Source organism: Streptococcus sp. 53, from assembly GCF_013276565.1.
GTDB lineage: Bacteria > Bacillota > Bacilli > Lactobacillales > Streptococcaceae > Streptococcus.
In genome coordinates this window covers 1-11,813 of record NZ_VMLG01000003.1, presented here as the reverse complement: position 1 = coordinate 11,813, position 11,813 = coordinate 1, and the positions used below count along the sequence as shown (strand labels likewise).

Genomic DNA, 11,813 nt, shown 5'->3' with positions numbered 1-11,813 from the left:
CTTATTCACCTCCTCCAATATCTGACTTAAGTAATCGGTAGATTGCTAAAGCCAAGAATAAGAAGTTCCAACAAAGTAAAAATAAAATATTTTGTAAACTATTATGTTCTAAAATTTGAGGAGATGTAGCAATCAATCCTTGCCCCAATGCAACTGGAAGAAATTTTGCAACCGATATATAGTTTGCTAAGAATGTTCCTAAATTGTAGACTTGAGGAAGCAAAAATAATAGAGGAACAATGGCTGTTTTAAATGTCAAAGCCATAATATAGGCTAGCAGTCCCAACAAAGTCCAAGCTATACTGGCTAAAAATATATAGACCCAAACTGTTCCATTTAGTGAAAAAAGCAATAAGCCATCTTGTCCTAAAACATAATGTGTCATGTTAATCGTAAGGAATATTGATAGAAAGGAAATGAAAAAAGAAAATACAAGCCAAACTAATGTTTTTGAAACTAGGAAAGTACTTCGATTTGTAATAGAGAGGAGGCTTGTACAAATAGCAGAGCCTTTGTACTCCTCGGCTCCGTAAATTGAGCCTAGGATAATCATAATAAAAACACCAAATAAAGTGACATCAAAACCTAAAAATTCAATAGGAGGTATAGCTTCTGCTAATTCTGGATTTGTCTCTGTTGTAGCATGGATACCAACTGAAACAATTTGAGAAGCACCAATATTTGCTAAAAACGTTTGAAATACCAGTATCAAGAATAGTACAACATGAGTAGCTCTCCTATAAAGCAATTTCAATATTTCAGAATGAAGAGAGTATATAAGTGCCATGTCACTTTCCTCCCTCTGTTAAACTAAAGAAGACTTCTTCTAGTGAAGAAAGATTTTTCATCACTTCTTGTAAAGTTCCTTTTATAAGAACTTTTCCTTTATTTATGATAACTACATCATCTGTTACTGCTTCTACTTCCGATAATATATGAGATGACAGTAATACGGTTTTCCCTTCTTGAGCTTGTTTTTTTATAAACTCTCTAAACCACCGAATTCCTCTTGGATCCAACCCATTAATCGGTTCATCCAATATCAGATATTGAGGATTTCCTAATAGAGCTGTTGCAATTCCTAATCGTTGTCCTTCTCCTAATGATAATTTCCCAATTTTAGATTTTTTCTTATGACTAATATCCACCATATCCAAGACTTGTTCAATTCGCTGACTGGATATCCCATTACTAGCAGCAACAATTTTCAAATATTGATAAACAGTCCGATCATCAGGAGCACCTACACTGTCAAATGAAGCTCCTACAGTCTTTAGAGGAAATTTTAATTCCTTATAAGTTTGATCTCCAATTTTGGTAAGACCAGATGTTGCTTTGTCTAATCCTAATAAAATACGTAAGGTTGAACTTTTTCCAGCTCCATTTGGGCCCAGGAAAGCAGTCACTCTACCTGCTTTTGCTTCAAAAGAAATATCTTTTAAAATTTGAGTTTGGCCATACGACTTACATAAATTTTTAATGGTAATACTTTGTTCCATGATGTTCTCCTATTCTATTTAATATTTCTAAAAGTAACTATATCTTACACATTCATTTTCGGATTTTTTTCAGAATTTAGAGAGTAAAAAAGATTTAATACTCAATGAAAATCAAAGAGCAAACTAGGAAGCTAGCCGCAGGTTGCTCAAAGCACTGCTTTGGGGTTGCAGATAAAGCTGACGTGGTTTGAAGAGATTTTCGAAGAGTATAAAATTTTGTTTTATTTAATTATAGATATTTGTGTAAACTCAAAAGCCCGATGTTTCCATCAGGCTTCTTTTTTATCCATGTACACGTTTCATATAGTCTTGGTAACTTTCGGTATCCATGAGTTTTTTAGCGTTCTTGACGCGGTCTGCTGTTGGTGGTTTAACCCCTTCGAGTGAATATGGAATTCCCAATTCACGCCATTTGAACTCACCCATAGTGTGATAAGGCAGAATTTCAAACTTATCAACATTTTTGAGGGTCTTGACGAACTTACCAAGTTCAATCAAGTCATCATCTCTGTCTGTCAATCCCGGAACTAGCACGTGGCGAATCCAGACAGGTTTTCCAATATCTGATAGATACTGGGCACAGGCCAAGATATTTTTATTGGTTTGGCTAGTGACAATTTTGTGCTGTTCTTCGTTGATTTCCTTGATATCCAAGAGGACCAAGTCAGTGACAGCCATGAGTTTGTCAAACTTCTCAAGGTAACGTGGTTTATTACGGAAAGGTAGTGCACAGGTGTCCAAGGTACAGTGGATTCCTTGTTCCTTAGCCTTGGTGAAGAGGGCAATCAGGAAATCAATCTGCAAGAGGGCTTCTCCTCCACTGACTGTAATACCGCCCTTATTTCCCCAGAAACCGCGGTAGCGCAAGGCTTCTGTCAAGACATCATCTACCGTCCGTTCACGTGATTTATTGGACTCCATAGCCCAAGTGTCCGGGTTGTGGCAATACTGGCAACGCATGTGACAGCCCTGCAAAAAGACAATAAAGCGAATACCAGGCCCATCTACTGACCCAAAGCTTTCTGTCGAATGCACCATTCCTGTCACTTGTCCATAATCAATTGTTTCTTCAGACATATCGTTACCTTCCTTGAAAACGTTTTATAGTTTTATTATATCACGACTTGAAGGAAAAACAAGATTTTTGCCTATTTTTTAGAAAGCAATCTGTTTTTCAATTTCATTTTCAACTAATTATCATATTATTCTTCAAAATCAAAACCATACAAGGTTGCAAAATAGTCCTCAGGGCGCTCTGCACGGCGGATTTGACGGGCTTTGCCTTCTTCGGTATAGAGGATTTCCGCCGAACGTAGTTTGGCATTGTACTGGTAACCCATGGAGAATCCATGTGCACCTGTATCATGAATCACCAGCAAATCACCAATTTCTGTATGAGGCAGTTCGCGATTCACTGCAAATTTATCATTGTTTTCACAGAGTGAACCAACCACATCTACCACTTCAGCTGGTCCATCTGGATGGGTCACGTTAGTAATATGATGGTAAGCTCCGTACATAGCTGGACGCATGAGGTTGACTGCTGATGCATCCACACCTAGATAGGTACGGTAGGTTTCCTTCTTATGAGTGACTCTTGTGACCAAAGCACCGTGAGGGGCTAGCATAAAACGACCCAATTCAGTGAAAATCTTGACCTGACCAAGACCTGCTGGCGTAAGGACCTCTTCATACACCTTACGAACTCCCTCACCAATCAAGGCAATATCGTTCGGCTCCTGGTCTGGACGATAGTTGACACCAATACCGCCAGAAAGATTGATAAAGTCTAGCGAAATGCCCAACTTTTCCTTGATTTCAACAGCCAATTCAAAGAGCTGACGCGCCAACTCTGGATAATAGAGATGGGTGACGGTATTGGATGCTAGAAAGGAGTGAATCCCAAAGGTCTTAGCTCCTTTTTCCTTCAAGATGGCAAAAGCTTCAAAGAGCTGGTCCTTGGTCATGCCAAACTTGGCTTCTCCAGGATTGTCCATAATATCTGTTCCTAGCTCAAAAACTCCTCCAGGATTGTAACGACATGAGATGATTTCTGGAATGCCTGCTGCACGCTCTAGATGTTCAATATCTTCAAAGGCATCCAAGTTAATGGTCGCACCCAATTCACGTGCATAGGCGTATTCCTTGTCTGGCGTGTTATTTGAAGAGAACATAATCTCAGAACCTGGAAAATCCAGTTTATGGCTCATCAAAAGCTCCACATAACTAGAGCAATCCACACCACAACCTTCCTCTTGGAGAATTTTCAAAATAGCTGGTGTTGGAGTAGCCTTAACTGCAAAATATTCCTTAAAGCCCTTGTTCCACGAAAAGGCTTGGTTGACGGCTCTTGCCTTCTCACGAATCCCCTTCTCATCATACAAGTGAAAGGGAGTTGGGAACTCGGCAACAATCGCTTCTAAGTCTTCTTTATTGATAAATGGTGTTTTCATAAGTTTCCTTCTATTCTATTTGCAAAGAAAGGCTGGGACAATCGTTCCAACCTTTAGTTCTATCTCTTATTTATCTTCGTCAAAGATATTACCAACCTCAACATCGATGGCTTGGTTCTTGACATCAATATTGGTTACCTTCAAGAGTGACTTGTAGTCAAACTGCTTTTCACGTTCTTCTTGGGCATTGTCCGCGAAGACCGCTACACCTGCCAATTCTGAATCGAACTCACGTAAGAGGCTGATCATCCCGTTGACCGTTCCGCCACCTTTCAAGAAATCGTCCACAATCAAGACACGGCTGCCTGCCTTGAGACTACGTTTTGAAAGGAACATTTTCTCAATGCGGTCACCACTTGAACCTGATACATAGTTGACGCTGACAGTTGAACCTTCGGTAATTTTCAGGTCACGGCGCACAATAACAAAAGGAACATTGAGCACATTGGCAACTGCATTTGCAAGTGGAACCCCCTTAGTCGCTACTGTCATAACCGCGTCAATTTTTTGATCCATAAAGCTCTTGGCAATAATGCGACCAATATTTTTCAAGATAGCTGGTGTGCTAAGCAAATCTGACAAGTAGATATAGCCACCTGGCAAGATACGGTCACTTTCTGACAACTTGGCACGCAAGTCCTCAACCATTTCCTTGGCATCATGGCTTGAGATTGATGGTGTGAAAATGACACCACCACCAGCACCAGTTACTGTCTGGATATGTCCGATTTCGATCTCCTCAAAGGCTCGTTTGATAATGACGATATCCTCTGAGATGGATGATTTAGCAGATTCATACTTTTCAGCAAAAGTATTGAGACTAGTTAGTTTATAAGGATGATTAATCAAATAGTTGGAAATGACAACCATCCGATCACTTCTTCTTAATTTCATTTCTATTTCCTATTCCATTTTTATTCAAAAAATCAAAAAGCAAACTAGAAAGCTGGCCGCTGGTGGTTCAAAACACTGTTTTGAGATTGTCGATAGAACTGACAAATCCTGTAATATACCTGCATATATACATACGACAAGGCGATACTACCCTAGTTTGAAGAGATTTTTGAAGAGTATTCATTTTTGTCTTTTACTTATTATACCATATTCACAGAAAAAAACGAACATTCTTATCCTAAAAAATGCTCATTTTTCTTAAATTGTTAATCTAAATCTGGTTTATAGAAGGAACGATTATCCATAGCGAAGATTTTATTGGTCATCTCTCCTTTATCCACCAAAGCAAGAGCTGTTGACATCATCATCATGCTAGCATCCAGATTGTCAATCATATGGATAATCTCTGCTTCCATAATGCGTGGACGGACTGGACTTCCATACTCAAGTAAGCCGTGGTGACTAAGGATGACGTGACGAAGCAAAACGACTTCTTCCTTGGTATCATCGATGCCAAGTTCCATAACGGTCTTGGTAATTTCGCTATCAATCAGAGCAATATGCCCAAGGAGATTGCCTCGCACTGTGTACTCGGTCTGGTCTGGTCCCGTCAACTCGATGACCTTAGCCAAGTCATGCAGCATAATCCCTGCATAAAGCAGGCTCTTATTGAGCTGAGGATAGATTTCGCTAATGGCATCTGCCAAGCGCACCATGGTTGCCGTATGATAGGCCAAGCCCGTTTCAAAGGCATGATGGTTGGTCTTGGCAGCTGGATAAGAGTAGAATTCCTTATCATACTTGGTGTAGAGCTTTCGGACAATCCGTTGCCAAACAGGATTTTCTATTTTGAAAATCATTTGCGACATGTAGTCACGGATTTCCTTGACATCAACTGGCGACTTGACCTTGAAATCAGCTGGATCATTGGGTTCGCCAGGTTGAGGCAGGCGAAGGGTAATTTGATTGACTTGAGGGGTGTTGTTATAAACTTCTCGGCGCCCTTTCATGTGGACAACCTTACCTGCGGTAAAGGCCTCAATGTTATGAGGTTGGGCATCCCAGAGCTTCCCATCAATCTCGCCACTATCATCTTGGAAGGTAAAGGCTAGGTAGTTTTTCCCAGCTCGAGTTTGCCTCAGGTCAGCTGATTTGATTAGGTAAAAGCCTTCAAATAGCTCATCTTTTTTCATGTGACTAATCTTCATATTCTTCCTCATTTTCTTGGAAATGGAGTAGATCAAGCGCAGGCTCACCTTCTGACAACTCAATGTGACGGAGCGTCCGCTCGATAGCTGTGGTACGACGGTTTAATAGTTCATCAATATTGCCAGAGGCATGTTGGAGATGCTTTTGTGCCTTGACCAGAATACCACCAAACTTGCCAAACTCGGTCTTGACACTGGCAAGAGTCTTGCTGATATGGTCGGCACTCTTTTGGATATTGAGAGTTTTGAATCCAACTGATAGGGAATTGAGGAGAGCTGACAGGGTACTTGGCCCTGCAACGATAATCTGCTCCTCCCGCCTCAAATCATCAAAGAAGACCGGATTGCGGACAATTTCTGAGTAGAGACCTTCTGTCGGAACAAACAAAACTCCAAAATTGGTAGTCCGAGGCGGTGCTATGTACTTACTCTTGATATCCTTGGAAAAGCGCTTGACACTTGCTAAGAGTGACTTGCGACAGCGTTCGATCTCGTCCTTGTCACCTGCTTCATAGGCTTCTTCTAGGCGGTAATAATCTGCTAGTGGAAACTTAGAGTCAATTGGTAGATAGACGTACTCTTGGTCGCCTTGTCCGGGTAACTTGATGGCATACTCCACTCGTTCACTAGAGTTTTCAACCGTTGCGTATTCTCGTTCATACTGGGCAGGGGTCATGATGTCTTCAATAATTTGTCCCAGTTGCAATTCACCCAGAATTCCTCGCGTCTTGGTTCCAGAGAGAACCTTGTTGAGGGCTCCGACATCGCGGGCAACGGTCTGCATTTCTCCCAAACCTCGATTGACCGACTCTAGTTGTTTGGAAACTGTCTCAAAGGAAGCCTGTAAGCGTGTCTGCAAGGTTTTTTCTAACTTTTCCTCGACCGTCTGGCGCATTTGCTCCAAACGTTGCTCATTGGATTCCTGTAAGGCTTGGAGACGTTGGTCAGTCTTATCCCTGGTTTGGAGGAGATTCTCAGTCATTTCTTGACGGACTTGCGTCAGACCTTGGTGCAATTCTATTCTCACCTCTTGCAAACGGTCACTGACAGCCACTTCCAAATCTTTTTGATCTAGCTGGCTGGCTTGCCTGGCTTGTTCAAAGCGGTAGTCCAACTGGTCTGACAAGTGATCTGCCTGATCCTCCAAGCTCTTACTGAGATGTTTTTCCTGCTTATCCTGCCTCTGCCAAATCAGAAAGAGTCCAGCTAGGTTGGCAATCAATAATAGAACAAGTAAACTTTCCATCCTACCTCCTGTCCTTACTATGCAGCACAACCACATAGCCATCTGGGCAAGTCACTGACACTTCCCTATCTATATATTCGTTAGAAGCGTACACTTTTTTAAAGAAAAAATTTTCCTCTGTCAACTCATACTTAGCACCGAGAATAGTCAGCTGGCTATCCCGAACCGGCATAAAGGCAAGATAGTCGTAGTCTGAACGGGGATGTAGCTGACTGATCCCTTCTGGACAATAGGCAATCAAATTTTGCCCATCCTCAATTTCTATCTGGCGCATATAAGGCGCCAACTTGGGGTTGCTAGGAAGAAAAACATTGGCCAGCATATGGTCGATACGACCACCCAAAGCACCGAAAATAGTGACCACAGCCTGAGGATTTTTCTCAAAAATAGTCAAGAGAGCCAATTCCAGATCTGTATCATCCTTTTCTGGTCGGGCTTGGACAAAATGCTGAGCACGTTTTTGAATCACCTGTCGCTCTTCTGCAGTGACAGAATCAAAATCTCCAACCGCCAGAGCAAGAGGCAGATTTTCTTCCAAGACCCAGAGCGAGCCTCGATCCACACCGACAAAACTATCAAAGTCTGTCCGATAATGACCGCGATCTCCGCCTGCAAAAACGGCAACCCTAGTCCAGTTGTTTTCTGAGAGTTTGTACTCGCTCATTGACATCTCCCTTAAAGACATAGGAACCTGCTACAAAAACGGTCGCACCAGCTTCTTTGGCTAGAGCAATAGTTTGGTCATCAATCCCGCCATCCACTTCGATTTCAAAGTTCAAGCCTTTTTCATCACGAAGAGCAACCAACTCACGGACCTTATCCATGGTCTCTGGTAGAAAGGCTTGCCCACCAAAGCCTGGATTAACTGTCATGACTAAAACTTGGTCAACTAGATGAAGGACGTGCTTGATGGCTTCAACTGGTGTGCCAGGATTGATAACAACTGAAGGTTTGACCCCTAGAGAACGAATTTTTTGGAGGGCGCCATGGATATGGGGTGTTGCTTCTACATGGATACTGATGATATCTGCACCTGCGCGCGCAAAGTCTTCTAAGTGGTGTTCAGGATTCGCCACCATCAAGTGGCAGTCAAAGACCATCTTGCTATGAGGGCGAAGAGCTTCAACCACACCTGCACCAAAACTGATTTGTGGCACAAAGTGCCCATCCATGATATCGATATGGGCATATTCTGCCCCAGTTGCTTCTAGGCGTTTGATTTCACGTTCAAAGTTGGCATAATCTGCTGCCAGAATTGACGGAGCAATCTTGTATTGAGGCATAGGTTTCTCCTTATTTTGGAATTTTTTTGCTGACTTTTTTATAGGTTTCTCTGCGATTTTCAATCTCACTGAGGAATTGCAGGTAATTATCAAAACGGAAGGTTGCAATGGTACCCTCTTCAACAGCTGGCTTGACAGCACAAGACGGCTCATGGGTATGGGTACAAGTACGGAACTTACAATCTCTGCTAACACTAGCTATCTCTGGAAAGGCCTGATTGAGGTCTTCCGCCGTTGATACTTCGTAGTCCAAGGATGAAAATCCTGGTGTATCTGCGATTTTGCCCCCATTGAGGTTGTAAAAACTAACAGCTCGAGTGGTGTGGCGCCCGCGACCCAGACTGTCTGAGATTTCTCCTGTTTCAAGATTGAGGTCTGGTGCGATTTTATTGAGAAGGGTTGATTTTCCAACGCCCGTCTGCCCCATAAAGACTGTAATCTTACCTGTTAACAAAGGCAGGAGTTCCTCTTTACTGGTCACAAAGTCATAGCCGATGTCACCATAAGTCTGTTCATAAAAATCCAGTTCTCCTCTATCTTCCAACAAATCCATTTTGGAAATATAGACGATGGGATGGATGCCCTTATGCTCCAAAAGAACTAAGAACCGATCCAGCAAATTGCTGTTAAAATCAGGTTCCTTGACAGACATGATCACCACAGCTTGATCGATATTGACAATAGGCGGACGGACCAGACTGTTTTTCCGTTCGTGAATCTTGAGAATATAGCCTTCTGAATTTTCCTCGGCAGAGAAATCTACCCAGTCCCCAACATAGGGTGTATGGCCTTTTTTACGGAAATTTCCACGCGCGCGTGTTTGATAGACCTGACCATCACTCTCTACATAGTAGAACCCCGCCAAGGCTTTAATGATTTGTCCCTGCATCTTAGAGTCCTTGCCCTTTAAGTGCATCTGCTAGGCTGGCAAACTCTGCCAAGCTGAGAGCTTCCCCACGCACACTTGGTGACAAGCCTGCTTGGTCCAAAGCCTTAGTCAGCTTGTCCTTGACCTCTTCAGTCTTGCCAAAGTAACCTGTCAAGTTATTCCATAAGGTCTTGCGACGATGAGTGAAACTTGCCTTGGAAACCTTAAAGAAGAAGTTCTCGTCTTCTACTGCTACAGCTGGCTCTGGACGACGCACCATTTTCAAGATAGCCGAATCCACATTTGGCGCTGGCACAAAGACCGTACGAGGCACGATGAAGGCAACCTTGGCAGTCATGTAGTACTGCACCGCAATCGACAAGCTACCATAAGCCTTGGTATTCGGTTGAGCGGAGATGCGGTCTGCCACTTCTTTCTGCATCATAACCACAAACTCACTAAAAGGAATCCCACTCTCTATCAAGTACATGAGAATAGGCGTTGTGATGTAGTAAGGCAAATTAGCCACTACCTTGATTGGCAGGTCAGGATTTTTAAAATTCTGGATATGCTGCGCCAAGTCAACCTTGAGAATATCCTCGTTGACAACGGTCACATTATCAAAATCACGCAAGGTGTCTGCCAAAATCGGCACCAATCGGTGGTCAATTTCAAAGGCCATGACCTGAGCCGCACGCTCAGCCAGAAACTCCGTCAAGGCACCAATCCCTGGCCCGATTTCGATAACATTGACCTGGTCATCAATCTCAGCCGTATCCACGATTTTTTGAAGAATATTGGTATCCGTCAAGAAATTTTGCCCGAAGGACTTTTTAAAGGTAAAACCGTGACGCTCCAGCACTGCCTTGGTCACGCTATAATCTGCAATTCTCATCTATTCTCTTTTCTATTATCTGTTACTACTATTGTAACACATTCCCCTTGTATTTTGGGGCTGCTTAACCATTCTCATAAGATTTCATAGCTTCTTCCACTTCTGCCAAAGTAACCCCAAACAACTCTAAGCGCTTGAGTAATTGCTTGCCGTTAGAATAGCCAATTCGGAGAACCTCTCCCAGATATTCTCTGCGCTTACGGCTGTCTGCCCCTGCTAAAAAACCAAGGCGAATCAAGTCGCTACGACTGATATCAAACTGACTCTCATGTTCAAATTGTTCTGTCACCTGAGCTAGAGCCGTTTTCAAATCTTCATAGCTGGCATGCTCAATTCCCAGGGAACGTCCCTTGGTCTTGGACTTGGGAACAGCTTCATCTCGTTTGAGGAAGGCATGCTGAACTGTTGGAATGGCCGTCATAATCATGCGGCGAATCCGCTCCCCATTAAAATCTGGGTCTGTAAAAACAATGACCCCATGACGCTGGTGCAGGCGCTGAATCCGCTCTATATCCTGGTCATTGATGGCAGAACCTCGAGTCTCATAGGTCTCTACATCGAAATAGCGTTTGAGATTGGCCGTATCATCGCGCCCTTCGACCACGATAACTTGGGAAATTTTCTCTTTCATTACTTGCTGTCCAATCCAAAAATTCGTTCTGCATTTGCAGTTGTTACCGCCGCTAGCTCTTCTGCCGTCATCCCACGCAAGTCAGCTATAAAGTCCACTACATAGCGAGTATAGGCTGTTTTATTTTCGCGACCACGCTTGGGTACAGGTGCTAAGTAAGGCGCATCCGTTTCCACCAACATCTTGTCCAAAGGTAACTCTTTAGCTACTTCTTGGATGTCAGTTGCCTTCTTAAAAGTCACCACTCCTGAGAAGGAAATGGTCATGCCAAGCTCAACAAACTTCTCTGCCCATTCAAGAGTTCCTGAGAAAGAATGCATGATCCCACCTCGAGGACCAACGCCCTCGCTCTTAATAATCTCATAGGTATCTTCCAGCGCATCACGGGTGTGGACCACAAAAGGCAAATCCAAGTCCTTAGATAACTGAATCTGACGGCGAAAAACCTGCTCCTGCACCTCTTTGGGCGCTGTCATCCAATGGTAGTCCAATCCAATCTCACCCAAGGCAACTATCTTTGGATGCTTGAGCTTGTCAAGCAAGTAGGCTTCAATCTCCTCTGTGTAAGTCCCTGCTTCTGTCGGATGCCAACCGATAGTCGCATAGAGCTGGTCATACTCATCCACCAACTCCAAAGCACGCTCAATCGTCAGTTTATCAAAACCAACAATATTCATCTGTGTCACACCCATCTCAGCAGCCAAGGCAATTTCTTCTGCCTCACGACCTGCAAATTCTTCTACATTCAAGTGTGTATGTGTATCAAAAATCATCTCTTCTAACCTCGTTTTCTATCTTCTATTATACCAAAAAAGAGGGGCTCTATAATATTTGTA

The 11,813-nt window shown here is 43.0% G+C and carries 13 protein-coding genes; all 13 read right to left on the bottom strand.

Annotated features, from left to right (window positions below; genetic code table 11):
• Position 1: 1 nt before the first annotated feature.
• Entirely contained in the window at positions 2-787 is a 786-nt protein-coding gene (locus HT722_RS00540; RefSeq protein ID WP_173276990.1) for an ABC transporter permease, read from the bottom strand.
• 1 nt (position 788) lies between these two features.
• Positions 789-1,499 (bottom strand): ATP-binding cassette domain-containing protein, encoded by a 711-nt coding sequence (locus HT722_RS00535; protein WP_173276989.1) that lies wholly within the window; start codon positions 1,497-1,499, stop codon positions 789-791.
• Positions 1,500-1,781: 282 nt separating this feature from the next.
• On the bottom strand, positions 1,782-2,576 hold the full coding sequence (pflA, locus tag HT722_RS00530; protein ID WP_001288288.1) for a pyruvate formate-lyase-activating protein: 795 nt from the start codon (positions 2,574-2,576) through the stop codon (positions 1,782-1,784).
• 125 nt (positions 2,577-2,701) lie between these two features.
• Entirely contained in the window at positions 2,702-3,952 is a 1,251-nt protein-coding gene (locus HT722_RS00525; protein WP_173226031.1) for a diaminopimelate decarboxylase, read from the bottom strand.
• Positions 3,953-4,018: 66 nt separating this feature from the next.
• Positions 4,019-4,846, bottom strand: coding sequence for a pur operon repressor (gene purR, locus HT722_RS00520; protein WP_001825276.1), 828 nt, complete (start codon positions 4,844-4,846; stop codon positions 4,019-4,021).
• A gap of 266 nt (positions 4,847-5,112) precedes the next feature.
• A complete protein-coding gene (locus HT722_RS00515) occupies positions 5,113-6,054 on the bottom strand; it encodes a 3'-5' exoribonuclease YhaM family protein (RefSeq protein WP_049523512.1) in 942 nt (313 codons plus the stop codon).
• Positions 6,044-7,300 (bottom strand): DNA recombination protein RmuC, encoded by a 1,257-nt coding sequence (locus HT722_RS00510; RefSeq protein WP_173226026.1) that lies wholly within the window; start codon positions 7,298-7,300, stop codon positions 6,044-6,046. The genes HT722_RS00515 and HT722_RS00510 overlap by 11 nt, the downstream gene beginning before the upstream one ends.
• 1 nt (position 7,301) lies before the next feature.
• Positions 7,302-7,964 carry a thiamine diphosphokinase gene (locus HT722_RS00505; protein WP_173226024.1) on the bottom strand — a complete coding sequence of 221 codons (663 nt, stop codon included), beginning with the start codon at positions 7,962-7,964 and terminating at the stop codon, positions 7,302-7,304.
• Positions 7,927-8,583, bottom strand: a complete 657-nt coding sequence (gene rpe / locus HT722_RS00500) for a ribulose-phosphate 3-epimerase (protein WP_173226022.1) — start codon at positions 8,581-8,583, stop codon at positions 7,927-7,929. Before rpe ends, HT722_RS00505 begins: the two co-directional genes overlap by 38 nt.
• Positions 8,584-8,593: 10 nt before the next feature.
• The gene (rsgA, locus tag HT722_RS00495) at positions 8,594-9,472 is read right to left on the bottom strand and encodes a ribosome small subunit-dependent GTPase A (protein WP_173226171.1); all 879 of its coding nucleotides are present in this window, start codon (positions 9,470-9,472) and stop codon (positions 8,594-8,596) included.
• Position 9,473: 1 nt separating this feature from the next.
• Complete coding sequence (gene rsmA, locus HT722_RS00490) at positions 9,474-10,346, bottom strand: 16S rRNA (adenine(1518)-N(6)/adenine(1519)-N(6))-dimethyltransferase RsmA (protein WP_173226020.1); 873 nt, start codon at positions 10,344-10,346, stop codon at positions 9,474-9,476.
• A gap of 64 nt (positions 10,347-10,410) precedes the next feature.
• Complete coding sequence (gene rnmV / locus HT722_RS00485; RefSeq protein WP_173226018.1) at positions 10,411-10,977, bottom strand: ribonuclease M5; 567 nt, start codon at positions 10,975-10,977, stop codon at positions 10,411-10,413.
• A complete protein-coding gene (locus HT722_RS00480) occupies positions 10,977-11,750 on the bottom strand; it encodes a TatD family hydrolase (RefSeq protein WP_173276988.1) in 774 nt (257 codons plus the stop codon). Before HT722_RS00480 ends, rnmV begins: the two co-directional genes overlap by 1 nt.
• Positions 11,751-11,813: the final 63 nt, after the last annotated feature.